The organism is Streptomyces sp. NPDC005483 (assembly GCF_040606035.1).
Lineage (GTDB): Bacteria > Actinomycetota > Actinomycetes > Streptomycetales > Streptomycetaceae > Streptomyces.
Window position 1 is genome coordinate 30,247 of sequence record NZ_JBEXEA010000022.1, and the last position, 24,137, is coordinate 54,383.

Here is a 24,137-nt window from a genome sequence, read left to right on the forward strand (position 1 = left end):
CTTACGCTCCGCACCCCGGCCCCGGGTTCCTGTGTCCTGTGACACACGGACCACACACGAACCGCATACGCTGCGGACCATGCAGCAGCGAGAGGTCATGCAGAACGTCGTCGGCATCCTCACCGAGGCCCTCGAGATGCGACGCCAGGTCCGTGAACACCCGGACCGGCAGGTCTCGCTGACCGGCGCCATCTCGGCGCTGCTCGTGGAGACCCTGCCACAGATCCACCTCCCCGCGGACGCGAGCGGGCACGCGGCGGCGGACGCCGTCGTCGAGGAGCTGGGCCCCGCCATCGCGAGCATCGCCAACTGCTTCGCGTTCGCCTTCGTCCAGCTGGCCGAGGTCCACGACGAGGGCCGCACCGACACCTCCGCAGCGGACGTCCTGCGGCGCATCTCGCTCCAGTTCGCGAACGGCGCCGGGAAGTAGGCCTACGATCCCGTCGAAATTCCTGGGCCACCACGACATCCGATCCGCCGCGAACGACGAACAGTCCCCGGGGACGCACCGGAACGGGCGCCCGGGGCGACGAGGGAGGCGCCGGGAGCCCGTTCGTGTGCGGCGGGTGCGGGTGAGGTGGGTGCGGGTGGGTGTCCGGGTCACCGCTTGGGCAGGCCCAGCCGGCCCCGGGTCGCGGCCAGCAGGATCAGGGCCGCCGCCGTGGTGCCGAGGACGAGGGCGTGGGCGGCATCCCGGTCGGACAGCGACGGGAACATGTCCGACCAGGCGAGGGAGACGAAGTTGTTGACGCCGGTGTGCAGCAGCATGACCAGCGGCATGCTCTCGCCGGACCTGTTGAACACCCAGGTCATCACGCAGCTGAAGGTGATCGTCATCGCGATGAACTCCACCGGCACGGTCCACGCGACGTGCGGCCCGCCGCCCCACTGGGTCAGGAACAGCGGCAGGTGCCAGCAGCCCCACAGCGCGCCGACGACGAGGGTCGCGGTCAGGGGGCCGTAGCGGCGCTGCATCCGCGGCATCGCGAACTCCCGCCAGCCGGGCTCCTCCGCGAGACCGGTGGTGATCATCTGGATGAGCAGTCCGGGGAGGTACGCGGCGAGGATCATCACGGACGGCAGCGCGGGTCCGCGGCCGGCCAGCGCGGCCGAGGCGAGGGTCAGCGCGGCCGGCACCGCGAGCAGGACGGCCAGGTACCAGCGCCGGCTCACCCGGAACTTCGTCATCCTGGCCCGCCAGGTCCGCAGCCCCGCGCGGCCCTCGGTGATCCCCGTGACGAGCAGCGCCGAGGCGATCGGGCCGAGGTAGGCGCCGGGCAGGACGCCGGTGAGCTGGCTGCCCGCGCGGCCGCCGGGGAAGGTGAGGTGCCAGACGCCGAGGCCGTTCTCGGAGAGGACGTACGGCGTCCAGGCGGCCCAGCTCAGTGCGAAGGCCAGGGTGAAGAACCAGGTCAGGGGGTTGCGCCGGATACTTCCGCGCAGCCCTCCGGCCTCTTGCGCGGCCGGTCGGGTCTCGGTGCTGACGGGGGCTTGGACGCTCACCGCGGGGTCCCTTCGGAGGGGCTGATGTGATGCGTCCAGCACACCAGCGCCAGGTCCGCGGATCATTGCCGCAGGGGGCCCGAACTCCCTTGCAGCAGGCTGTACTACGACCGTCGCCGGGCGTCCTCCAGATAGCGCAGTACGGCTGCCACGCGCCGGTCGACCTGGTCCGTGGGCGCCAGGTCGAGCTTGGCGAAGATGCTCCGGATGTGCTTGTGCACGGCCCCGTCGGTGACGAACAGTTTCTCCGCGATGGCGCTGTTGCCGAGCCCCTCGGCCATCAGGGCGAGTACGTCCTTCTCGCGCGGGCTGAGCCGCTCGAGCCGCACGTCCTGGTGGGACCGGGTGAACAGCTGGGCGACGACCTCGGGGTCGATGGCGGTGCCGCCGGACGCCACCCGGCGCAGCGCGTCGAGGAACTCCTCGACCCGGCCGACCCGTTCCTTGAGCAGATAGCCCAGCCCGCCGACCCCGCCGGTCAGCAGCTCGGTCGCGAAGCTCTGCTCGACGTAGGCGGACAGCACGAGCACGGCGAGGTCGGGCCTGCGCCGCCTGGCCTCGACGGCCGCGCGGACGCCCTCGTCGGTGTGCGTCGGCGGCATCCGTACGTCGAGGATGGCCACGTCGGGCTTGTGCGCGTCGATGGCGTCGAGCGCCCCCTCGGCGGTGTCGGCCGTACCGACCACGTCCAGCCCCTCGGCACGCAGCAGCAGCGCGAGCCCCTCCCGCAGCAGGGGGTCGTCCTCGGCGATCACGATCCGCATGACAGGTCCGTCTCCAGTGTCCCAGTACCGTCCGGCGGGCCCGCCGGACGAAGAGTGCCGTCACAACAGACGGGGCCGTCCCCCGCCCCGTCCCTCACCCGGCACAGGGCGACTCCGCCTCCAGGGCCCCGAAGCCGCCACCGGAGACGTCGCATTGCCGGGCGGAAGGCGCCGCCGCAGACCGCGCCCCGCGCGCCGAATCCGGGCCCCGTCACAGCCCGCACGGGAGATCCACCTCCACGATCGTCGGGCCGCCCGGTGAGCCCCGTCCCGCCGAGTCCGTCGACACACCCGGCCGCGCCACGCCCCGCAGCGACACCTGATCCGCCGCCGAAGCCCCTCGCGCCGCCAGGCAGAAGGTGCCGTCGCCGAGCACCGCCCCGCACGCCGAATCCGGGCCCCGTCACAACCCGCACGGGAGATCCACCTCCACGATCGTCGGGCCGCCCGGTGAGCCCCGCAGCGCCGACACCTGGCCCGCCGCCGAAGCCGCCGCCGGAACCGTCGCCCCGCCGGGCAGAAGGTGCCGTCGCCGAGCACCGCCGCGCGCGCCGAATGCGGGCCCCGTCACAGCCCGCACGGGAGATCCACCTCCACGATCGTCGGGCCGCCCGGGGGGCTCGTCAGGTGGAGGGTGCCGTCGTGGGCGGCGACGCGGTGGCGGATGCCGGTGAGGCCGGAGCCGCCGTGCTCGTCGGCACCGCCCAGGCCGTCGTCGGTGACCCGCAGCAGGAGCCGTGAGCCGGGGGCGCGGACGGTGATCGTGGCCCGGGACGCCCCGCTGTGCTTGGCGATGTTGGTCAGCGCCTCGGCCGCGACGAAGTACGCGGTCGCCTCGACGGAGGCCGCGCAGCGCCCCGGCATCTCGACATCGACCGCGCACGGCACCGCGCTCTCCGCCGCGAGCCCGGTCAGCGCCCCCGCGAGACCCCGGTCGGCGAGGACCGGCGGCAGGATGCTGCGGGAGACGGTCCGCAGCTCCGCGAGGGCCTGTTCGGCCGCGGACTGGGCCCGCTCCAGGAGTTCGTCGGCGCCGTCCGGGTCGCGGGCGACCATCCGGCGGGCGGCCCCGAGCAGCACGGTCACCGTGACGATCCGGTTCTGGGTGCCGTCGTGCAACGAGCGCTCGATGCGCCGCAGTTCGGTGGCGTGGGCGTCCAGCGCGGCCGCCCGGGTCGCGGTCAGCTCGGCGATGCGCAGGGAGAGGTCGGCATCGGGTCCGGCCGACAGCAGCCGGCGCCCCGGGCTCGCCTGGAGCCGTGCCATGCCGGGCGTGAGCCCCAGGATGATGGCGATCCAGCCCACGCCGAGCAGGCACACCGCGAGGGCGTCCGGCCAGGACTGCGCGACGCCGATGCCGATGGACGTGGCGGTCGCGTCCTTCGGGGCGAGCCGCCAGTACAGCGGGAACGCGGTGTCCCGCAGGGCGAGCACCGGCAGGACGAAGCCGATCAGTCCCAGCGGCAGGCCCCCGGCCAGATGCCGGACCAGCCACAGCAGTTCGCGCCGGGTCGTGGGGTCACCGAGGGCGGCCCGCAGCCGCGTCGGCGGTGGCGCGGGGGCGATGACCTCGGGGCCCCAGCGGGCGAGCCGGACGCGTTCCATGCCGGCCAGGGCGTGCAGCACACGCACCCCGCCGGGCGCCAGCACCAGCCACAGCAGCACGAACGGTGTCAGGACCGCCGTACCGAGTCCGGAGACCAGCTGGCCGAGCGCGGCGGCCGCGGTCGTCGCGGTCCCCACGACCAGGCCCTTGACGTCGTCGGTGGCCATGCGAACCCCCCTCGGGCCGGAGAACAACGACCCTAGGCGGACCGTGAGTTCACCAACAGGCCGGGAGGCGGAAAGTACAGCCTGCTGTACCCCGGACCGGGCGGAGTACGGGATCGGCCGGGCCCGGTGGGGGCTCGTAGCGTCGGCACCACCGGGAACGACCCGACGCCCCGCCCCCTGGAGTGAACCGTGACCCTTCTCCTCTGGCCCCTGCTCGTCCTCAGTGTGCTCGGCAACGCAGTGGCGTCCTTCACCCCGGCCGACACCGCCGTCCACCTGGCCTTCGGCACGGTCACCGCACTGACGGCGACCGCGCTCGCCGTACGGCGCGTGCGCACCGGCCCCTGAGGATCGGCTACTTGAGACCGATCGCCGCGCAGTCCGCCGCGTACTCGGCCGTGCAGATCTGCTTCACGGTGTAGACGTCGTCCCTGATCACCGTCTGCTGGATGTTGTCCCTGGTCAGGGCGACCACCGGCACCAGCACGGAGGGGATGTCCTGCTGGGTGGGGCTGTCGACCTTGTCGGTGACCAGCGCGTCGAACTGCAGGTCGCGGCTCTGGATCTTGTACACCGCGATCTGCGCCGCGTTGGTCGCCTCCAGCAGGAACGACTTGTACACGGTCATGTACTGCTCGCCCGACACGACCCGCTGCACCGCGGCGAGGCTCGCGTCCTGACCCGTGACCGGCGGGATGCTGGTGGCCCCCGCCTCCTTGAGTTCGTCGATGACCGCGCCCGCCATGTCGTCGTTGGCCGAGTACACGGCGGCGATGTTCTTCAGCCCTACGGAGGCGATCGCCGCCTTCATGTTGGCCTTGGCGACCGAGGGCAGCCACTCCCGGGTGTCGTACTGCTTGGCGATGACGACCTTGCCGTCGAGCTCGTCCAGCGCGCCCTTCTTGAAGAGCGCGGTGTTGGGGTCGGCGGGCGAGCCGTTCATCATCACGATTTTGCTGGTCTCCGCCTTGTCGCCGAGCGCCTCGACGACAGCCCGGCCCTGCACCTCACCGACGAGTTCGTTGTCGTGCGAGACATAGGCGTCGATCGGGCCCTCGGCGAGCCGGTCGTAGGCGATGACGGGGATGCCCGCGTCCTTCGCCTTCTGGACGTCAGGCCCGATCGCCTTGGCGTCGACCGCGTCCACCAGGATCACGTCCACCTTGTCGGTGACCATCTGCCGGAACTGCTGACTCTGCCGCTTCGCGCTCGCCCCGGCGTTGGCATAACTGACCTTGCCCTTGCCGTGGGTGAGGGTCGCCACCTCCTTCTTGATGAGGGGGTGGTCGAACCGGTCGAAGCGGCTGGTGTCCCGGTCGGGCAGCAGCAGACCCAACGTGATGTCGTCGCCCTTCTTGGGGCTCACCGCGGTGTTGCTGGCGCCCACTCCGCAGGAGGTGAGCAGCAGGGCCGACGCGCAGACGGCCATGACAGGGGGGATGCGACGCATGGCGATCCTGGGGGTGGGGGGCTGTCACGTAGGCGCAACAGTAAGTGCCCTCAATCCCGATCAAACGCCCTGACCGTTTCCTTCAAGGGATCACCACCGGGCATACGCAACTGGGTGTCGATGTGCACAAGTTGCACGGCGGTCAGGGCCCGCACCATGAGGATCCCGGCGACGGCCGCGCCGACCACGGCGAGGTCGGCGACGAGCAGTGTGGTCACGCCGTGGTAGGCGCGGGCGATGACGTCGTCCGTGTCGCCGTCGTACATCAGGCCCACCCCGGTGACCATGCCGACGAGCCACAGCGCCCACCAGACGTTCACGACGACGGGCAGCTTCCGGTCCGGGGCGCTCTTGTGGTGGACGTCGGCGACGATGCCGCGCGGGATCCAGAGATTGGCGAGGGGCACGAACCAGGAGACGTAGACCCAGACGCCGGAGTAGCGCGCGGGCTCGCCCGACATGGCCCGCGCGTTGTCCCGCATCCGCCCCAGCCAGCCGATGAACAGGGCCGCGCACAGCAGGGTGAGGACGCTTCCCGCGGTACTGACCAGGTGGTACGAGTCCTCCAGGGAGTTCAGCGGGCGGTGCCGGCCCTCGCCCTGGTCCGGCGGCCCCGAGGTGGGCTCCCCCGCGACGGCGAGCCGGATGTGCCAGACCGCCCGCAGCGCCCAGGCGGCCCCGGCGAGCCCGAGTCCGACGACGGCGAGCCGGGCGGAGCCACGCACGCTGCACAGCACGGGCCGAACGACGTTCTCACTCACGGAGTCCCCCTTCGAAAGGATCACTTCACCCTCTCATCGCCACGAACCCGTCGATCGGTTCACGGGGGACGCATCGACGGACCGGTCGACAACGTGGGCACGGCACCGGCCCGGGGACACCTCACGCCCCGGTTACGTTTCGCTCAACCTCTGGTTGCGGGGCGGTGATCGGGCGACGATGGGCACATGACTCTGGCCGAGCGTGCCCTGGAGCGCCTGGAAGCATGGTCCGACCTCAGCACGGGCCTGCCCAGCTGCGGAGCGGGCCTGGCGCTGCGCTCCGTTCACAGCGAGATCGTGCACTTCCACCCGGGGCGGGACGTGGATCTGCACCTCACCGAGCCGGCCATCCGCAGGTTCCACGACGACCTCCAGGAGTCGACCGCGGTCCGGCTGCTGCCGGGCTCCCGCTGGGTCACCGTGCACCTCGACTGCGAGACCGACGTCGACCTGCTGATGAGCCTGGTCAGCGTGGCGCTCATGGCCCACCAGGCGGGCCCCCGCGCCGTCGGTCCGGCGCCGTGCAACTTCCACCGGGTCACGGTCGTCCCCCGGGACGTCTCGTTCGCGCCGATCCGGTGAAATCGGCGATAATCGGACCATGAGTACGGCGACGTTTGTCCTGGCGGCCTCGTCGAGCGAAGTACTCAACGTGATCGCCGCCTTTGCCGGTGGGCTGTTCATCGCCGGCGCGCTGGTGTGGGCCGTGCAGTTCGGCATGCGGGTCCAGGACCGGGAGCTTCCCCGGCCGCTCAGCGATGAGCAGCCGCACCTCCCGGAGACCGGACCGATCCGTGAGACCCGGGAGATGCGGGAGCCGGACGAAGTGCCGGTCCCGATGGAGGGGCAGGAACGGCTGATGCCGTACCAGCTCCATCACGCGGGAAGCAGACGAGGAAAGGACCAGCACCGCAAACGCTGGCTGCCCGGCTCCAGCGGCGGCTTCGGCAGCGGCGGCATCGGGCACGTGTGACCGGGCCTCCCCGGTGGCGGCGTGCTGCCGTGACCCGGTGGGTCAGGCATGCCCCGGTGGATCAGGCCCGCATGCCCGGCCGGTACACCGCCAGCGCCCAGATGACGAAGAAGTCGAGGCCGATCATGATGACCGACCACACCGGGGCGTAGGGCAGGAACAGGAACTGGGCGAGCATGCTCAGCGAGGCGAGGAAGATGCCGGTCATCCGCGCCCAGGCGGCGCCCCGGAGGATGAACGCGCCGGTGAGGACGGCGAGGGCGCCCAGGCAGAGCAGGATCACGCCCCAGCCGGTGTGGTTGATCTTGTAGACGTAGTCGCCGACGCGGGCCCAGACGTCGTCGTCAGCGAGCAGGGAGATGCCCTGGAAGATCGCCAGGATGCCGTTCATCAGCATCAGCACACCGGCGAAGACCACCCCGCCGGCGGCCCACGCGGCCTCGGTCGGCGTGGGGCCGGGGCCCGGGGTCGGGGTCGAGGTCATGCCGGCGGACGGCTGGGTGGCGTGCGGTTGCTGCGTCATGGCCGTGTCCCACCTTTCGTGGTCGATGTTGCTTCGACCATCCGGCGGGGCGGGGCCGGCCACCACGGGAGTGGGCCGTTCGGGTGACACGGGACATGCGGCCGTGGCGCGGAGGACCTTCACTGGGGGGACAGACCCGCACCCGGGAGGCGGGACGAGGAGGCGAGATGACCCGCTGGACGACGGCCGCACTGCTGACGGCCCTGGCCCTCACCGGCCTGTCCGCCTGCTCCGACGACGACAGCCCGTCGTCGGTGGCGAGCAAGGCCGCGTCGGCCGCCTCCCGCGCCGGGGAGGCGGTGTCGTCGGCGACGGCGGAGGCGGGCAGACGGTTCGACGACATCAAGAACGGCGTCGACGCCAAGGACGACGTACGGCTCGGTACTCCCGCGACCGCCTCCGACGGCCGTACGACAGTCGGGGTCACCGCCGCCAACAGCGCGGACTCGGCGAAGTCCTTCGCCGTCCAGGTCGACTTCACCGACGGGTCGGGCAAGCTGCTGGACGCGGTGGTGGTGACGGTCCGGGACGTCCCGGCGGGCGGCTCCGGGAAGGGCACCGCCCGCAGTACGCACGCCCTGTCGGGGGACGTGCGGGCGAAGGTGTCCCGGGCGGTGCGCTACTGACCCTCGGCCGGCGTCACGCCATCCAGAAGAAAACGGCCGTCATCCGCTTCTCCTCCAGCGTGCTGCCGCGGTAACCGGTCGCGCTGTGCACGAGGTTCGCGTTGTAGAGGAGCAGCCGGTTGTACTTGTGCGGTACCCGTACGTCCTCCTCGAAGGCGTCGGGCGCGACGAACCGGGTGCCGAGGGCCTCGACGAGGTTGTTGTGCGGGGCCTGTACGACGTTGCCGCCGAGCCGCCCGCCGGGCATGGACTGCCGGTAGAAGCTGGTGCCGCAGTCCTTGGGGACGCCCGGGTTGAGATAGAGCACGGCGGCGTACCGGCACAGCGCCCGGGAGTCGGTGTGCGGCCGGGGCTCGCTCTCGCCCTCCCCGACGACCTGGACGCAGTTGTGGTTGAGGGTGCCCCCGCCGGGCGCCTGCTGCACCCACAGCTTCGCGGCCCCCGTCGCCTTCCGCACCTGCCGCTCCACGTTCGCGAGTTCGGCGGGCTCGAGGCCAGGCATGGCCCGCAGCCCCGGCCAGGTCTCCGAGGTGTACGGATGCCCCCGCGCCCAGTCGTCCTTCGCGAGACAGCGTTCCCGTACCGCGTCGACGTCCGGGAGCACGTCGTCGATCACCCAGTAGTCGCGGCCCTTGGTGGGCTTGCGGTACGGGAGGACGGGGAGAGGCCGCTGGGACCGCTGTGGCATGGACATGCGGTGAATCTAGGTCCAGGGCCCGTCAGGTCTCTCCCGCGATTTCCTCCGGAGTTCCCCGCGAACCGGTCAACGAACGGTCAACCGGCGCGGCGGGACGCTGTCCTGACGGGGCGTGGTGTGAGCCCGGCCATCCTCCGGGAAAGATGATGAACATCCCTGGCCCGGCGTGCGTACTCCTGTGCGTCCGACCCGCCTCCCGGCGGGAGACCCCTACCGGGCAGGAGGCACGGTGCCACTCTCGCGCAATGCGATGGGAACGCTGTTCGTGGGCGGAGCCCTCACGCTGACACTGGGCGCTCTCGCATATCCGTCCATGCTGGGTGTCAGCCAGGCGTCGACCGCTCAGGACAGAATCATCGCCCAGACGCAGTGGGGCCCGCTGACCGAGCTGGACCGGGACTTCGTCGTCAAGGTGCGGGCGGCGGGCCTGTGGGAGTACCCGCTGGGCCAGGTCGCCCTGCAGAAGGGGACGACCCCGGAGGTGAAGGAGGCCGGACGGCACCTCATCGACGGACACGCGGCCCTGGACGCGGCCTGCCGCAAGATCGCCCCGATGCTCAACATCACCATCCCGAACGTGGCGAGCCCGCAGCAGGTCGGCTTCGTGAACACGATCGAGTCGAGCAACGGCCAGCAGTTCGACACGAACTTCGCCAACATCCTGCGGGTGACGCACGGCTCGATCTTCAACACGATCTCGAAGGTCCGCTCCACCACCAAGAACTCGCTGGTGCGGTCGCTGGCCGACATGGCCAACGACACGGTGCTCGACCACATGACGGTCATGGAGAAGACCGGCTTCGTCAACTTCGACCAGGCCCTCTTCATGCAGACCACTCCGCCGAAGCTGCCCGCCACCGACCTGACGCCGCCCGCGCCGCAGCCGGGCGCACCGATGGTCGTGCTCACCCCGCCCGCCAACCCGACGTCGACGCCGCTCGCGGTCCCGGGCGAGAACGCGAACGGCACGACCCCGGCCACGGGCGCGACCCCGGCCCCGACCCCGACCGTCGGCTAGCCCTAGCCCAGCCAGACCGTCGTATCCGGTGCCAGCAGCCCGTCCTCCAACGGGCTGCTGGTCAGGAGCACCTCCCCGGCCGGCAGCGGGACGGCGGCCTCCGACAGGTTGGTGACACACCGCCAGCCCTCGTGGCGGGCGAAGTCCAGCACGCCGACCGGGCCGCCGTCGGCCCAGGCGAGCTCTTCCCCCTGAAGGAGCTTGCGGCGCAGGCGCAGGGCGGTGCGGTACAGCTCCAGCGTGGAGCCCTCGACACCGTCCTGGGCCTCGACGGCGTACTCGGCGAACCACTGCGGCTGCGGCAACCAGGCGCCGCCGGCCCCGAAGCCGTACGACGGACCGCTCCGCGTCCAGGGCAGCGGCACCCGGCACCCGTCGCGCCCCTTGCGGACCCGGCCCGTCTGCTCCCAGATCGGGTCCTGGAGCACCTCGACGGGCAGGTCGGCGACCTCGGGCAGCCCGAGTTCCTCGCCCTGGTAGACGTACGACGATCCCGGCAGCGCGAGCATGAGCAGCGTGGCCGCGCGAGCGCGTCGCAGGCCCCGGGTGAGGTCGATCCCGGGCGCGTGGCCGCCGGACAGCAGCCAGGCGTTCTCGTCGGTGCCCGGCGGGAGCACGAGGCGGGAGGCGTGCCGTACGACGTCGTGGTTGGAGAGCACCCAGGTGGCCGAGGCGTGGGCCGCGCTGGCGGTGGCGAGGGAGCCGGTGATGGCCTGGCGTAGCTCGCCGGCGTCCCAGGGGGTCTGGAGGTACTCGAAGTTGAAGGCCTGGCCGAGTTCGTCCGCGCGGGCGTACAGCGCGCGGCGCGGGCCCGGGACCCAGGCCTCGGCGACGGCCGTACGCGGCGGGGTGTAGGAGTCGAGGATCGCGCGCCAGTCGCGGTAGATCTCGTGGACCTCGTCGCGGTCCCAGTAGGGATGGCTGCCCGGCTCCAGCTGGTCCAGGGCCTCCTCCGCGACACCGGGCAGGTCGCCGAGGTCGCGCAGCGGCTCGGTCAGGTCCTTGGCCAGCGCGTGCGCCACGTCCACCCGGAAGCCGTCGACCCCGCGGTCGGACCAGAAGCGCAGGGTGGTGCGGAAGTCCTCGCGGACCTCGTCGTGGGACCAGTTGAGGTCGGGTTGCTCGGGGGCGAACAGATGCAGGTACCACTGTCCGTCGGCGACCCGCCGCCAGGCGCTGCCACCGAAGACGGACTGCCAGTCGGTGGGCGGGAGTTCGCCGTGCGCGCCGCGCCCGTCACGGAACACGTACCGCTCGCGCGCCGCGGATCCGGGGCCCGCGGCGAGAGCCTCCTGGAACCAGACGTGCTGGTGGGAGGTGTGGTTCGGGACGAGGTCGACGATCACCTTCAGGCCGAGCCGGTGGGCCTCGGCGACCATGGCGTCGAAGTCGCCGAGGGTGCCCAGGCGCGGGTCGACGTCCCGGTAGTCGGCGACGTCGTAGCCGCCGTCGGCGAGTTCGGAGGGGTAGAAGGGGCTCAGCCACAGGGCGTCGGCGCCGAGGGCGGCCAGGTGCGTGAGGCGCTCGGTGACACCCCTGAGGTCCCCGAGGCCGTCCCCGTCGGCGTCGGCGAAACTGCGGGGGTAGACCTGGTAGACGACGGCCTGCCGCCACCAGTTCGGGTCGTTGCTGGAGAGGTCGGGCGAGGGGTCGGGCGTGGTGGTGCGGGAGGTCACGCGGGCTCCTCTGCAATGCGGGTGCGGTGCAATTCGGGAAGGCGACAAAGGGGATATCTGTCCACCTCACCAGAAAAGTGAACCTGGCTTTTGCGGAGTTGATAGTTCCCTGTGTGTCGAAATTGTGATGACAGTCGAACCGGCCATGTATCACCGCAGGTTGACAGCATTCCGCCAGGAGATCCACGATGTGCAAACACCGTGGCGCATGTGACCAATGGGCCCAGTGTTTCTGATGCTTGCTGTTACCACTCACTCTCATCCTGACGGGATACGTATGTCCATAGCGAGTCGTGTCACCATGCGGCGCCTGTTGGGGACGGGCGCCGCGACGCTCGCCTTCTCCGCCGCCCTCGCCTCCGTCGCCTCCGCCTCCGACTGCCCCGGCGGCAAGGGCTGGCAGGACGGCGGGCACTACACGCCGGGTACGGGCGCCGGCTCCAAGACCGAGACCGACCGCTGCGAGTTCTCCCTCGACGGCAAGAACTTCTTCGCCTCGGTCAAGGTCGACGACCAGAACCTGAAGCCGGGCGACGACGGCAAGGTCCACGTCAAGGTCCGCGCGGCGGGCGACGCGACCACCTGCACCGCCTCTCTGGCGTCCTACCTCGCGCACGGCCCGACGTTCGCCACCTCCGGCGAGCAGGTCTTCCACGACTTCGACACCGTGACCGTCAAGGCCGGCTCCGTCGACACCCTCGACGTCGCGATCCCCGACGCGGGCTGCTACGGACAGGTCGACCTGTACCGGGGCAACACGAAGTTCGACGGCAAGCTCGACGCCAACGACGGTTTCACGCACGGCGACCTCCCCAAGGGCCCGGACCACCCGGTCATCAAGGACAAGCTGATCGCGGCCTGGAACGGCGGCACGAAGGACTGCACGACCACGCAGACCACGCCCCCGGCGACCCCGCCCGCGGAGGAGTCCACTCCGCCGGCCTCGGAGTCGACCCCGCCGGCCTCCGAGTCCACCCCGCCGGCGTCCGAGAGCACGCCTCCGGCCTCCGAGACCCCGGGCACGGGCACTCCGACCCCGTCCGCCTCGGAGTCCACCACGACTCCGGGCGCCCCCACCCCGAACGGCGGCGGCGGTGACAACCTCGCCGAGACCGGCGCCAGCAGCAACACCCCGCTGATCGCGGGCGGTGCGGCGGTGCTGCTCGCGGGCGGCGCGGGCATCGTGCTGGCCACGCGTCGCCGCAAGGCTTCGCGCGCCTGACCCTTCCTGACGACGGGGCCGTCCCACCCTTCGGGGTGCGGGCGGCCCCTTCCGCGTTCCCGCGCGTGCCGCTCGTCAGTGAAGGGTGGGCCGGTAGACGAGCTCCTGGATGTTCCTGTCGAGCGTCCGGCTCTCCAGCAGCTCCAGGTCGAAGTCCTCCGCGCCCTGGAAGACCGGGTCGAGCCCGGTCCGGCCGGTGATGACGGGGAAGACCGTCACCTGCACGCGGTCGACCAGACCGGCGGCCATCAGGGCCCGGTTCATCCCCAGGCTGCCGTGCGAACGCAGGGGCACATCGGACTCCTTCTTGAGCCGGGCGACGACGTCCACGGCGTCACCGCTCACGACGCTCGCGTCCGGCCAGCCGAGCGAGTCCTCCAGGGTCGTCGAGACCACCGTCGCCGGCAGGTTCCTCATCCGGGTGACCCAGGGGTCCCGCACGTCGTCCCCCGCACTGCTCTCGGCCAGCATCCGCGCGAAGGCCCGGAAGGTGGTGGCCCCGAAGACCATCCGCTGTTCCTCCCCGTACAGGGCGAGTCGGCGGTCGAGCAGCTCGGGCCCCTGCTTGCCCCAGTAGCCGGTCCAGTCGCCGCCGGCGGCGCCGTAGCCGTCGAGTGAGGAGAAGACGTCGAAGGTGTAGGTGGCGGTCATGTCGTTCTCCGGTCTCTGGAGGATTCTCTCGCCTGGGTAGACCCGGCACACCTCCGGATCTCATCGCCGTGCGCGTCGCCGCACCCGCTGTGGCCCAAAAAATCGAACACATGATTGAATCCGAGCATGCGATCGTTCCCCGACGACCTCGCCCGGGCACAGCGGGAGTGGAGTTCCACCTACCGACAGCTCGCCGAGCACCCCGGCCGCACGGACCTGCGCCGACGCCTGCACCGACTGTCGACCCAGGTGTTCTTCCACCCTCACTGGCGGCGACGGCGCCCGCACCCCGCCGAGTGGTGGCAGCTGCGTGACCTGGGCCGTCCGGGCACCGGGAACACGGCCGAACGGCGCGACCGATGACGGACCGAAGTGCGGGACCGTACGCCCCGGACGATCCTGAGGACATGTCCGGACCGATCCGCGTGATCGTGCACCCGCCGTCCCCCACCGGCGGCCGCCGCGTGCGCGTCGACGGCGAGATCCTCGGCCTGGCCCACAACCTCACCGACGTCGCGGAGTTCCTGCGCCGGGCCGGGCTGGAGATCGACCCGGCGGAGGTGGCGGTCTCGCCGTGGATCGAGTGGAAGGGGGGTGGGCCGGAGCGGTGGGGGCCGGACGAGTAAGGGCTCGGCGATGACCCCCCTCCAGCTCGGCATGGCAGCGCCCAAGATCGAGTAAAAGGAGCTCGCGCAGGCGTTCGCCTCCCCCGAACCGGCCTAGTCTCACCTCAACTCCAGCGGACAGCTGACTGGATGTGAGAGGCCGTGCGCGTCGGCGATCCCCGCCCTGACCGGCCAGGGGGGAGCGCACCCGATGCGCCGTGCACAACCACTCGTGAAACCACTCGTGACGTCCGCCGCTCTGGTGGTCCTGCTCGGCGGCCTCGGCGCCGGCACCGCGCACGCGGACACCGCCACCACGCTGTACGTCGACAACCTCGCCGCCACCTGCAGCGACACCGGCCCCGGATCGCAGGCGGAACCCTTCTGCCAGATCCAGCCGGCCGCGCAGGCCGCTGTCGCGGGCGACACCGTCCGCATCACGGGCACCAACACCGCCTACGCCCCGGTGACCATCGCGGCCACGGGCACGGCGGACGCGCCCATCACCTTCATCCCCAGGTCCGGCAGCAGTTCGAACGTCACGGTGGCAGGCGGACCGAATACGGCGATCACCTTCTCCGGCGCCCAGTACATCGACATGGCGGGTGTCTACGCCTCCGCGGGCGGAGCCAGCCCGCTGGTCTTCGCGGGCGCGCAGCACATCACCTACCGCGTGGCCACGGTCAGAGCCGGCACCACGGCGACCACGCCGGCGGTCGCGGTCGACGGTTCCTCCTCCGGCATCACGCTCACCCGTGACCTGGTCACCACAACGTCCCGTCCCGGCTTCGGCAGTGCGGCCGGAGCGCAGGACATCACGCTCGCCGACGACCGCGTCGACACGGGCGCGGCCGACGGCGTCTCGGCCGTGGGCACCACGGGCATCCACCTCGCCGGCGACACCGTCATGACCCTCTGCGGAAGCGCGGTCAGGCTGACCGGGGGCACCTCCGGATCGGTGGAGAACACCGTCGCGCTGCCCGGCGGGACCACCAGCTGCTCCAGCACCGGCACACCGGCCGAGATGACGGTGGACTCCTCCTCCGCCTCCCAGGTCACCGCCGACTACAACGCGGTCAACCCGCTGTCCACCGGCACCGACTACGACTGGGCCGGCACCGCGTACGCCACCCGCGAGGCCTTTCAGGCCGGCACCGGCCAGGGCGCCCACGACCTGGACCAGACGGATCTCACCCTCCCCTACGAGGGACGGCCGACGGAACACTCCCCGCTCATCGACTCGGCCGACGCGAACGCCCCGGGTGAAACGTCCACGGACTACGACGGCCGCCCCAGGGTGAACGACCCGCTGGTCGCGGACACCGGCACGGGCGACAGCTCCTACGACCGCGGCGCCACGGAGTTCCAGGACCCGTTCACGGTGAGCGGAGTGGGCATGTCGCCCGGGGGCGCCTACGTCGGAGTGGCGACCACCTTCACCCCCGAGGTGACCAACCCCTGGTCGGACTCACTGGACGGCGCGAGTTACGTGTTCGACTTCGGCGACGGCACCACCGCCACGTCGACCACCGGCTCCGCGACACACACGTACACGCAGGACTCCGGGAGCGCGGACCTGAAGCTCACGGTGGTGATCGACAGGGCCGACGGCACCCGGATGGGCATCGGGGACATCTCCTTCCCGGTCACCCAGCCGCCCGGCCCCACCACGGGCCTCTCCTGCGAGCAGGACCCGCCCCAACCCCTCACCGCGATCTGCATGTTCACGGCCGACGACTACTACCCGGTCACCAGCGACCGGATCACGTTCGGCGACGGCTCGGCGGCCGTCACCGTCACCGGTACCAGTGGTTACCCCACCCATACCTACGCCGCCGCCGGCTCGTACACGGTCACGCAGAAGATCACCGACTCCGACGGACGCACCGGCACGGCGACCGCCAGGGTGACGGTCGGCCCTTCCTACGTGGTCACCGGCCCGAGGCGCATCCTGGACACCCGCCACGGCACGGGCGCGCCCCAGCGGCCGGTGGGCCCCGGCGGTGTGCTGCGCCTGAAGGTGCTCGGCGCGGGCGGCATCCCGGCTTCCGGGGTGACCGCGGTGACCATGAACGTCACCGACGCCGACGCCACCGCGAACAGCTACGTCACGGTGTACCCGGACGGCAGCGGCCGCCCGACGGCCTCGAACCTGAACTTCACCGCCGGGCGCGTCAATCCGAACCTGGTCACGGTCCGGGTCGGCGGCGACGGCTACGTCGACCTCTACAACGCCCACGGCCACGTCGACCTCATCGCCGACGTGCAGGGCTACTTCACCAGTGTGCCCAGGACCGGCGCGCACCTGAGCGGTCTGTACCCCCTCACCACACCCGAACGGAACCTGGACACCCGCAACGGCACCGGCGTGCCCAAAGGCAAGGTCGCACCGGGCAGCACCACGACCGTCACCCTGCGCCCCGGCGTGTCTTCCGCGGTGGCCGCCGTCCTCGACATCACCGCGACGGGAGGCACCGCGAGTGGCGTCGTCACCGTCTACTGCGGAAGCCGGCCCAGCACGTCGAACCTCAACTACCGCGCCGGGCAGACCGTCTCCAACCTGGTCGTCACTCCCGTCTGCAACGGCAAGATCGAGATCTACAACAGTGGCGGGCACGTCGACCTGATCGCGGACCTCCAGAGCTTCTACGTCACAGGGGGGTACGCCTTCGTACCGACCGGGCCCACCCGTTTCCTCGACACCCGCAACGGCACGGGCGTCCCCGCCGGACCGCTGGGCGCGAACGGCACCCTCACGGTGAAGGTCGCCGGCGTCGACGGCGTCCCGGCCGAGGCCCAGGCGGTGCTGGTCAACCTCACCGGGGTCGGGCCGACCACCGCCACCCACCTGACGGCCTACGGCGACGGCGGCCTCCCGACCGTCTCCAACGAGAACCTCGCGGCCGGAGAGACCCGCCCGGTCCTGGCCCTGCTCCCGATCGGCGCCGACGGCTGCATCCGCGTCCACAACGCCCAGGGAACCGTCGACGTCGACGGCGACCTGGCGGGCTACTACGGCTGACCGGCTCCGGCGCGGTTCAGGACACCTGCTGCAACAACCCCCGCACCTCGTCGTCCACCACCCGGTACCGCACCACCCGCCCCTCCTTCTCCCCCGCCACCACCCCGGCCGCCCGCAGCAGCCGTAGCGCCTGCGATACGGCGGGGTCGTTCATGCCGGTGGCGATCGCGAGGTCGGAGACCGCCAGGGGGCCGGTGCGGTGCAGGGCGAGGAGCAAGGAGAGGCGGTTCGGGTCGGCGAGGAGGGCGAAACGGTCGGACCAGGTGCGGACGTGTCCCGGGTCGCCGATCGCGGCGATGGCGTCGCACACCCGGTGTCCGTCGATGGTGCGGCGGTCGGCTCGGTCGGCCGGGACGAGGTGCATGGGGCTCATCCTCGCAGGCGGTCTTGTGTGATCTTCCATACCTGCGCAGGTATGCAGCTATGCAGGAGCCCCCGCCCCCGCCTACGGTGGTCGGGCCGTGGTGCTCGGGAAGCCGGTGACGACCCCTCAAAGGTCCATTCCGGTGCGGCCCTCGCCACTGTGATCGGGGAGTTTCCCTCCCACGTCCCTCGCGGGACAGCCACTGGCCGTCACCATCAGGCCGGGAAGGCGGGCAGGGAAACGCACGACCCGTAAGCCAGGAGACCGGCCACGGCAGCTCACGCGTTCATCCACGAGGTGCTGGAGTGACCACCGTATGACTGACCCTGCCCTGCCCGAGACCGCCACCTCCTCCTTCCGCTGGCGCCGCGAGGACACCGTCAAAACGGTCGGTCTGATGGCCGCGATAGCCGCCCTGCACGTCATCGCGTTCGGGATTCTCTTCCTTCTCGTCGTCCCCGAGCACTACGAGGTGGGCGACAAGGCCTTCGGCATCGGACTCGGGATCACCGCCTACACGCTCGGGATGCGGCATGCCTTCGACGCGGACCACATCGCCGCGATCGACAACACCACCCGCAAGCTGATGGCGGACGGGAAGCGGCCGGTGTCCGGAGGGTTCTGGTTCGCGCTCGGGCACTCCAGCGTCGTGGTCCTGCTCGCCGCGCTCATCGCGGGCGGCACCCAGCTCGCCGGCAAGGTCATGAACGAGGGCTCCAGCACCCACCAGGTCCTGGGTTTCCTCGGTACGACGGTCTCCGGGACGTTCCTCTACCTCATCGCCGCCCTCAACCTGGTCGCCCTGCTGGGCATCCTGAAGGTCTTCCGGGCGATGCGGGCGGGGTCGTACGACGAGAACGAGCTGGAGCAGCATCTCGACTCGCGCGGGTTCATGAACCGGATCCTCGGGCGGCTCACCAAGTCCATCACCCGGCCGGGGCAGATGTTCCCGCTGGGCTTCCTGTTCGGGCTCGGCTTCGACACCGCCACCGAGGTCACGCTGATGGTGATGGCCGGGTCGGGCGCGGCCGCCGGGCTGCCCTGGTACGCGATCCTGTGCCTGCCGCTGCTCTTCGCCGCCGGAATGAGCCTGTTCGACACCCTCGACGGCACCTTCATGAACTTCGCCTACCAGTGGGCCTTCTCCAACCCCGTCCGCAAGGTCTTCTACAACCTCGCCATCACCGGGCTGTCCATCGCGGTCGCCTTCTTCATCGGCACGATCGAGCTCGTCGGAGTCCTGCACGACAAGTTCGACCTCACCGACGCCCTCACCACCTGGATCGCCGACATCGACCTCGACAACGTCGGTTACGTCATCGTCGGCCTGTTCGTGGTGGTGTGGGCGGCGGCGATCGCCTACTGGCGGCTCGCGAAGGTGGAGCAGCGGTGGGGCGTCAGCGGTTCCTGAGGTCGCCGGTGACTAGACCCCCTCCACCGCCGTCAGCCACAGCTTCACGTAGCGCTCCACATCCACGCCCAACCCCACGTCCACCAGGGTCACTTCGCGCTCGCCCTCGTGGATCTCGGACTCGCCGGGACGGCGGCGGCGGTCGACGACGGTCTGGCCGCGGGTCGGGCCGGGCGCCAACGACACCTCCACCGGGAGGAGTTCGGTGGTCAGACCGTCCGGGTCGACGACCGCGCAGACCGCGCCCGCGTCGCCGAGACCGCCGGTGGGGGTGGGGTCGCCGGAGGTGGCCGGGTCGCGGTGGGCGAGGAGTTCGCCGGCCATGCGCAGGGACGGCTCCGAACTGGCGCGCAGCCGCTGGACGTCCGCCGCCGGGACGATGACCCGCTCGAAGACGTCGAGCCCGTACATCGTGATCGGCACCCCGGCGGTGAGCAGGACCGCGGCCGCCTCGGGGTCGTGCCAGACGTTGAACTCCGCCACCGGTGTGGCGTTCCCGGTCGCCACGGCGCCGCCCATGAACACGATCCGCTCGATGTTCCGCACCACTTCGGGGTGGGTGCGCAGGAGCAGGGCGATGTTCGTCAGCGGCGCGGTGGGGACGAGGGTCACCGGCCTGGGCGAGGCGAGGATCTCGCGCCTGAGCAGCGTCACCGCGTCCACGTCCACCGCCACCCGGGTCGGCGCGGGCAGCCCCAGGTCGCCCATGCCGTCGAGCCCGTGCACGTGCTGCGCGGTGCGCACGGGCTCGATCAGCGGCCGCGCGGCACCCCGGGCGACGGGGATGTCCCCGGCCCCCGCCTGCTCCAGGACGGTCAGCGTGTTGCGGACGACGCCGTCGACGTCGGTGTTCCCGGCGACACAGGTGACCGCGCGCAGGTCGATGCCTGGATGCCGGACGGCGAACAACAGAGCCAGGGCGTCGTCGACACCGGTGTCGCAGTCGATGATCACCGGGATGGGCTGACCGGTCACGGCGGGAGTCCTTTCGTCACTGGCGTACGGGACCGACCTTACGCAGCCGCCCAGAGTTCGGCCCCGCGGTCACCGGCCCGGACGGCGATCCGGTCCAGCAGCTCGTCGACCGGCACGACTCCGGGCCTGCGGCCGTCCCGCAGCCGTACGGCCGCACAGCCCGCGCCGGCCTCCCGCTCGCCGATCACCGCCTGGTACGGCACCCGGCGCGCGGCGCGGACGCGGGCGCCGAGGGTGCCGTCGCGGGGGCCGGAGAGCTCGGCCCGGATGCCGCGCGCTTCGGCCCGCCGTACGACGTCGAGGGCCCGCTCCTCCTGTGCCTCGGCCACCGGCAGGACCACCAGCTGCACGGGGGCGAGCCACACCGGGAAGGCGCCGCCGTGCGCCTCGATGAGATGCGCCACCGCCCGTTCCACGCTGCCGATGATGCTGCGGTGGACCATCACCGGGCGGTGTTCGGCGCCGTCGGGGCCGGTGTAGTGGAGGTCGAAGCGTTCGGGCTGGTGGAAGTCGATCTGGACGGTGGAGAGGGTGGACTCGCGGCCCGCGGGGTCGGTGATCTGCACGTCGATCTTGGGGCCGTAGAAGGCGGCCTCGCCCTCGACGGACTCGTACTCGATGCCGTCCAGGACCTCTTCGAGGAGGGCGGTGGCGCGGCGCCAGAGCTCCGGGTCGGCGACGTACTTGCCGCCCTCGCCCGGAAGAGAGAGACGGTACCGGCTCGCCCGGATGCCGAGGTCGTCGTAGGCGCGCCGGATGAGGTCGAGGGCGGCGCGGGCTTCCGCCGCGGCCTGCTCCAGGGTGCAGAAGATGTGGGCGTCGTTGAGCTGGATGGAGCGGACGCGGGTGAGGCCGCCGAGGACGCCCGAGAGTTCGGAGCGGTACATGCCTCCCACCTCGGCCATGCGGAGGGGAAGTTCACGGTAGCTGTGGGCTCGCGACCGGAAGATGAGGGCGTGGTGCGGACAGAGGCTGGGGCGCAGGACGACCTCCTCACCGCCGAGCCGCATCGGCGGGAACATGTCCTGGCTGTAGTGGTCCCAGTGCCCGGAGATCTCGTACAGCTCCCGTTTCCCGAGCACGGGCGAGTACACGTGCCGGTACCCGGCGGCCCGTTCGGCCTCCCTGACGTACTCCTCCAGGACATGCCGTACCACGGCCCCGTCGGGCAGCCAGTACGGCAGCCCGGCGCCCATCAACGGATCGGTGTCGAAGAGATCGAGCTCACGGCCGAGTCGGCGGTGGTCGTACATGGGGGGTCTCCCTCGCGGTGGGGGGCGAGGAACCGACGGGAACGACGAAGCCCCGGGGCACTCGCCCCGGGGCTTCGGACTGCGTCAGCTGTCAGCGCGCCGGGACCTGCTCCGGCGTCGTCGTGATCGACGGGATGGCGATGGCTCGGACACGCTGCATGGGGTGAGGGTAGGGGGAGGGGTGGGGGTGGCGCCACCGGATTTCGGGCGGGGTGGGGAAGGTGGCGGTCCAAGGACCTCAGCGATCCGCGTTCACCCTGACTGGTCGTTCCTCGTGAAGGTGCCGATACCGGTCGTGTCGAGGTTCTCGACCCGGACTTTCTCGGCGCGTCCGCCGGACCCGACGGTGAACGTCACGCCGGACAAGCCGACGGCGTTCTCGCCGGTGGTGCGGTAGCTGAAGGTGTCACCGTCGTAGTGGTGCAGGACGAAGCGTTGCTTCTTGGGCCCGAGTTGCATGGTGAGTTCGCCCCCCTGGGCGCTGACGGTCATCGGGCCGTAGTAGTCGTTGGCATACGTTCCGGTGTAGGCGCTGTTCGCCTTGGCGGGTGCGGGCGAGGCCGGGGGCTTGCTGTAGTCGACCTTCGAGTGCTCCCCCTGCAGGGTCTGCTGGAAGATCGGCCCGAGGAACTTCAGCCAGTCGACGGTCGGCCCGCCCGTCTGCGCGGTGTCGAGGAACGTGGCGGCGATCGCCTCGGGCACGCCGATGGGATCGCCGTTGGTCAGGACGACGATGCCGAGCTTCTCCGAGGGCAGCAACGCGACGGTGGTGGCCGCCCCCAGCGCGAAACCGCCGGAGTGGCCGAGCTTCAGTCTGCCCTGGTCGTCGTAGCTCACGTTCCAGCCGAGCCCGTAGAACCCGGCCCTGCCCGCGGGTGAGTGCGGCGGCTCGGAGACCATGTACGGCAGATGGGTCTGATCGAGCGCGTCGGCGTCGACGACCCGCCGTCCCTCGAAGGTGCCGTTGCCCAGTTGCAGGCGCAGCCACTTCGTCATGTCCCGGGCCGTGGAGCTGGCCCCGCCCGCCGGGCTCTGGGCGTCCGCGTCCCGCACGTGTTCGGCGTGCCAGGCGCCCCCGGTCCTCACGTGCAGGGATGCCTTGTCGGCCGCCTTCTCGTAGTCGGCGAAGGAGGAGCTGGTGGAGTCCATGCCGAGCGGCCGGTACAGCTTCTCGTCGGACAGCTTCTCCCAGCTGGTCCCCGCTGCTCGCGCGGTGGCGACGGCGGCTTCGGTCAGCCCGAAGTTGGTGTACGCGTAGTGGGCACGGAAGGGAGCCAGGGGTTCGTAGCGGAGGTGGTCCAGGATGTACGAGCGGTCGTAGCCGAGGTCCTCCAGGAGGTCTCCGGCGTGGTCGGGCAGTCCGCTGCGATGCGAGAACAGGTCGGCCAGCGTGACATGGCGGGTGACCCATGGGTCCTTCAGCTTGAAGCCGGGGCTGTGCTTGACGACCGGGTCGTCCCAGCCGACGGTCTTCTCGCCCACGGCCGCGGCGACCACGGTGGACGCAAGGGGCTTGGAGACCGAGGCGAGCTGGAAGACGGTGTCCGCTCCGACCCGGTCCTTCGTGCCCGCCTTCCGCAGGCCGAACCCCTTCAGATACACCACCTTGTCGTCGTACACCACTCCCACGGCGACTCCGGGCACACCGGTACGGCGCATGGCGTCCTTCACCACGCCGTCCAGCCGGCTCACCGCGGTCCCGACCTCGGCCCGGGTGAGCTGTGACGGTGGCTGGGCGGGTGGGACGGTGGGCAGCGGCGACGTCCCGTCGGCCGCCCGGCCGAGGGCGGCGGCGTTGGTGGTGTCGGCATCGGACCCGGTACAGCCGACGGCCAGCGCCGCCACCAGGCCCAGACCCGCGGCGGAGCGAAGGAGTCGGGGGCACGCGCTGTCGAGTGGAGGCATGTCCTTCATGGAAATCCCTCCCCCGGCACCTGTCGCGCCTTGGCAGGCCGTACGGGGGATCCGGCGTACCCCGTCGCGACACACCCCCTGACCCGTACGGCCCAGATCACTGGTGACCTCGGTGAACCCGGTGATCACTTGGACCATGACCCCGCCCCGCGCGGCCCGCGCCGCCGCCTCCGCTCTCGCCCTCTCCGGGCTCCTCGCCGCCACCGCCTGTTCCGCGCTCTCCACGCCGCCCACCGCTCCCAAGCCGCCGATCACGCCGCCCAGCAGCGCGCCGCCGCCGTCTCCCAAGGCGTCCACCACCGCGGCCTCGGCCCTCACCGAGGCCATGGCGCAGGCCGCGCTCATCACCGACGCGGATCTCGGTGAGCCCTGGACGCCGACCCAGGGGGTGGCCACCTGGCACGACGGGGTGCTGAAGGCGAAGGCCGACCGGCGAGGTTGTCAGCGGCTGCTCGACGCGCTGTACGCGGACGAGTTGTTCGGGGCCGACGCCGAGCCCCGTGCGGTCGTCGGGATGGACGACGTGTGGAACGAGGCGCAGATGCGGTACCAGGTGCTCGCGCGTCCGCCGGCGGAGATCGACAAGACCCTGGCCTGGCTCAAGAGCCTTCCGCGCACGTGCGCGCGGTTCGCGGCCACCACGACCGCGGGGGACGTTCTGGGAGTGCAGGTCACCGAGATGCCGTTGCCGGAGGCCGGGGACGCCCGGCAGGGGCTGCGGGTGCTGCTGACCGGGCAGTCGCCGGACGGCCGGCCGACGACGCTCACGCTGGACGTAGCCGCGCTCCGCGTGGGCGAGGACGCGATCAGTGTGACGAACGGCGGCTTCGGCGACGTACAGACGCAGGCCACGCAGACGGCCGTGCAGCTGGGCGCCGAGCGGCTGACGGAGGTGCGGAGGCAGGGACGGGTGCAGGTGTGAGCGGTCGGTGAGCGGTCCGTGAGGCGTCCGGGAG

25 protein-coding genes and 1 riboswitch are annotated in these 24,137 nt (G+C 71.3%); of the genes, 12 read left to right on the forward strand and 13 right to left on the reverse strand.

What is annotated here, in order from left to right:
* Window positions 1-79 precede the first annotated feature (79 nt).
* A complete protein-coding gene (locus ABZT06_RS34345; RefSeq protein WP_355749994.1) occupies window positions 80-430 on the forward strand; it encodes a hypothetical protein in 351 nt (116 codons plus the stop codon).
* A gap of 170 nt (window positions 431-600) precedes the next feature.
* Here ABZT06_RS34345 and ABZT06_RS34350 read toward each other — a convergent pair whose 3' ends face one another.
* From ABZT06_RS34350 to ABZT06_RS34360, 3 genes are all read right to left on the reverse strand, one after another.
* Window positions 601-1,503 (reverse strand): type II CAAX endopeptidase family protein, encoded by a 903-nt coding sequence (locus ABZT06_RS34350; protein WP_355749997.1) that lies wholly within the window; start codon window positions 1,501-1,503, stop codon window positions 601-603.
* 104 nt (window positions 1,504-1,607) lie between these two features.
* Entirely contained in the window at window positions 1,608-2,267 is a 660-nt protein-coding gene (locus ABZT06_RS34355) for a response regulator transcription factor (protein WP_355750000.1), read from the reverse strand.
* 567 nt (window positions 2,268-2,834) lie between these two features.
* Window positions 2,835-4,040 carry a sensor domain-containing protein gene (locus tag ABZT06_RS34360; protein WP_355750003.1) on the reverse strand — a complete coding sequence of 402 codons (1,206 nt, stop codon included), beginning with the start codon at window positions 4,038-4,040 and terminating at the stop codon, window positions 2,835-2,837.
* Window positions 4,041-4,229: 189 nt separating this feature from the next.
* Here ABZT06_RS34360 and ABZT06_RS34365 point away from each other — a divergent pair, with 189 nt between their 5' ends.
* Entirely contained in the window at window positions 4,230-4,388 is a 159-nt protein-coding gene (locus ABZT06_RS34365) for a hypothetical protein (RefSeq protein WP_355750006.1), read from the forward strand.
* 7 nt (window positions 4,389-4,395) lie between these two features.
* Here ABZT06_RS34365 and ABZT06_RS34370 read toward each other — a convergent pair whose 3' ends face one another.
* Both ABZT06_RS34370 and ABZT06_RS34375 read right to left on the reverse strand, forming a co-directional pair.
* On the reverse strand, window positions 4,396-5,490 hold the full coding sequence (locus tag ABZT06_RS34370) for a substrate-binding domain-containing protein (protein ID WP_355750009.1): 1,095 nt from the start codon (window positions 5,488-5,490) through the stop codon (window positions 4,396-4,398).
* Window positions 5,491-5,540: 50 nt separating this feature from the next.
* A complete protein-coding gene (locus ABZT06_RS34375; RefSeq protein WP_355750012.1) occupies window positions 5,541-6,251 on the reverse strand; it encodes a DUF4328 domain-containing protein in 711 nt (236 codons plus the stop codon).
* Window positions 6,252-6,437: 186 nt separating this feature from the next.
* Between ABZT06_RS34375 and ABZT06_RS34380 the strand changes: the two genes are divergently transcribed.
* Together ABZT06_RS34380 and ABZT06_RS34385 are read left to right on the forward strand one after the other, a co-directional pair.
* The gene (locus tag ABZT06_RS34380) at window positions 6,438-6,833 is read left to right on the forward strand and encodes a luciferase family protein (RefSeq protein WP_355750015.1); all 396 of its coding nucleotides are present in this window, start codon (window positions 6,438-6,440) and stop codon (window positions 6,831-6,833) included.
* A gap of 19 nt (window positions 6,834-6,852) precedes the next feature.
* Window positions 6,853-7,224: a DUF6479 family protein gene (locus tag ABZT06_RS34385; protein ID WP_355750018.1), complete on the forward strand. Its 372-nt coding sequence runs from the start codon at window positions 6,853-6,855 to the stop codon at window positions 7,222-7,224.
* Between the two features lie 61 nt (window positions 7,225-7,285).
* Here the strand turns inward: ABZT06_RS34385 and ABZT06_RS34390 are convergent, their stop codons facing one another.
* Window positions 7,286-7,747 (reverse strand): hypothetical protein, encoded by a 462-nt coding sequence (locus ABZT06_RS34390; RefSeq protein ID WP_355750021.1) that lies wholly within the window; start codon window positions 7,745-7,747, stop codon window positions 7,286-7,288.
* A 167-nt stretch (window positions 7,748-7,914) separates the two neighbouring features.
* On the opposite strand from ABZT06_RS34390, the gene ABZT06_RS34395 reads away from it, so the two are divergent.
* Window positions 7,915-8,373 carry a hypothetical protein gene (locus ABZT06_RS34395; protein ID WP_355750025.1) on the forward strand — a complete coding sequence of 153 codons (459 nt, stop codon included), beginning with the start codon at window positions 7,915-7,917 and terminating at the stop codon, window positions 8,371-8,373.
* Between the two features lie 13 nt (window positions 8,374-8,386).
* Here the strand turns inward: ABZT06_RS34395 and ABZT06_RS34400 are convergent, their stop codons facing one another.
* A complete protein-coding gene (locus ABZT06_RS34400) occupies window positions 8,387-9,067 on the reverse strand; it encodes a DUF6445 family protein (RefSeq protein WP_355750027.1) in 681 nt (226 codons plus the stop codon).
* A 253-nt stretch (window positions 9,068-9,320) separates the two neighbouring features.
* On the opposite strand from ABZT06_RS34400, the gene ABZT06_RS34405 reads away from it, so the two are divergent.
* Entirely contained in the window at window positions 9,321-10,088 is a 768-nt protein-coding gene (locus tag ABZT06_RS34405) for a DUF4142 domain-containing protein (RefSeq protein ID WP_355750232.1), read from the forward strand.
* 2 nt (window positions 10,089-10,090) lie between these two features.
* On the opposite strand, the gene ABZT06_RS34410 is transcribed toward ABZT06_RS34405, so the two are convergent.
* The gene (locus ABZT06_RS34410; protein ID WP_355750030.1) at window positions 10,091-11,764 is read right to left on the reverse strand and encodes an alpha-amylase family glycosyl hydrolase; all 1,674 of its coding nucleotides are present in this window, start codon (window positions 11,762-11,764) and stop codon (window positions 10,091-10,093) included.
* Window positions 11,765-12,041: 277 nt separating this feature from the next.
* Here ABZT06_RS34410 and ABZT06_RS34415 point away from each other — a divergent pair, with 277 nt between their 5' ends.
* Entirely contained in the window at window positions 12,042-12,986 is a 945-nt protein-coding gene (locus tag ABZT06_RS34415) for an LAETG motif-containing sortase-dependent surface protein (RefSeq protein WP_355750033.1), read from the forward strand.
* Window positions 12,987-13,061: 75 nt separating this feature from the next.
* Here ABZT06_RS34415 and ABZT06_RS34420 read toward each other — a convergent pair whose 3' ends face one another.
* Window positions 13,062-13,637: a dihydrofolate reductase family protein gene (locus ABZT06_RS34420; RefSeq protein ID WP_355750036.1), complete on the reverse strand. Its 576-nt coding sequence runs from the start codon at window positions 13,635-13,637 to the stop codon at window positions 13,062-13,064.
* A 126-nt stretch (window positions 13,638-13,763) separates the two neighbouring features.
* On the opposite strand from ABZT06_RS34420, the gene ABZT06_RS34425 reads away from it, so the two are divergent.
* The 3 genes from ABZT06_RS34425 to ABZT06_RS34435 all read left to right on the forward strand — a co-directional run bounded on the left by ABZT06_RS34425 (window position 13,764) and on the right by ABZT06_RS34435 (window position 17,264).
* On the forward strand, window positions 13,764-14,000 hold the full coding sequence (locus ABZT06_RS34425; protein ID WP_355750039.1) for a hypothetical protein: 237 nt from the start codon (window positions 13,764-13,766) through the stop codon (window positions 13,998-14,000).
* A gap of 44 nt (window positions 14,001-14,044) precedes the next feature.
* Window positions 14,045-14,263, forward strand: coding sequence for a hypothetical protein (locus ABZT06_RS34430; RefSeq protein WP_355750042.1), 219 nt, complete (start codon window positions 14,045-14,047; stop codon window positions 14,261-14,263).
* Between the two features lie 223 nt (window positions 14,264-14,486).
* Window positions 14,487-17,264, forward strand: a complete 2,778-nt coding sequence (locus tag ABZT06_RS34435; protein WP_355750045.1) for a PKD domain-containing protein — start codon at window positions 14,487-14,489, stop codon at window positions 17,262-17,264.
* Window positions 17,265-17,280: 16 nt separating this feature from the next.
* Here the strand turns inward: ABZT06_RS34435 and ABZT06_RS34440 are convergent, their stop codons facing one another.
* Window positions 17,281-17,628 (reverse strand): metalloregulator ArsR/SmtB family transcription factor, encoded by a 348-nt coding sequence (locus tag ABZT06_RS34440; protein ID WP_355750047.1) that lies wholly within the window; start codon window positions 17,626-17,628, stop codon window positions 17,281-17,283.
* An 81-nt stretch (window positions 17,629-17,709) separates the two neighbouring features.
* A riboswitch (cobalamin riboswitch) is annotated at window positions 17,710-17,916 on the forward strand.
* A 28-nt stretch (window positions 17,917-17,944) separates the two neighbouring features.
* On the opposite strand from ABZT06_RS34440, the gene ABZT06_RS34445 reads away from it, so the two are divergent.
* Complete coding sequence (locus ABZT06_RS34445; RefSeq protein WP_355750050.1) at window positions 17,945-19,039, forward strand: HoxN/HupN/NixA family nickel/cobalt transporter; 1,095 nt, start codon at window positions 17,945-17,947, stop codon at window positions 19,037-19,039.
* 12 nt (window positions 19,040-19,051) lie between these two features.
* On the opposite strand, the gene ABZT06_RS34450 is transcribed toward ABZT06_RS34445, so the two are convergent.
* The 3 genes from ABZT06_RS34450 to ABZT06_RS34460 all read right to left on the reverse strand — a co-directional run bounded on the left by ABZT06_RS34450 (window position 19,052) and on the right by ABZT06_RS34460 (window position 23,181).
* On the reverse strand, window positions 19,052-20,014 hold the full coding sequence (locus ABZT06_RS34450) for a nucleoside hydrolase (RefSeq protein ID WP_355750053.1): 963 nt from the start codon (window positions 20,012-20,014) through the stop codon (window positions 19,052-19,054).
* A 38-nt stretch (window positions 20,015-20,052) separates the two neighbouring features.
* Window positions 20,053-21,267 carry a threonine--tRNA ligase gene (thrS, locus tag ABZT06_RS34455; protein WP_355750056.1) on the reverse strand — a complete coding sequence of 405 codons (1,215 nt, stop codon included), beginning with the start codon at window positions 21,265-21,267 and terminating at the stop codon, window positions 20,053-20,055.
* Window positions 21,268-21,519: 252 nt separating this feature from the next.
* Window positions 21,520-23,181: a serine hydrolase gene (locus ABZT06_RS34460; protein WP_355750059.1), complete on the reverse strand. Its 1,662-nt coding sequence runs from the start codon at window positions 23,179-23,181 to the stop codon at window positions 21,520-21,522.
* A gap of 136 nt (window positions 23,182-23,317) precedes the next feature.
* Here ABZT06_RS34460 and ABZT06_RS34465 point away from each other — a divergent pair, with 136 nt between their 5' ends.
* Window positions 23,318-24,103, forward strand: a complete 786-nt coding sequence (locus ABZT06_RS34465; protein WP_355750062.1) for a hypothetical protein — start codon at window positions 23,318-23,320, stop codon at window positions 24,101-24,103.
* Window positions 24,104-24,137 lie beyond the last annotated feature (34 nt).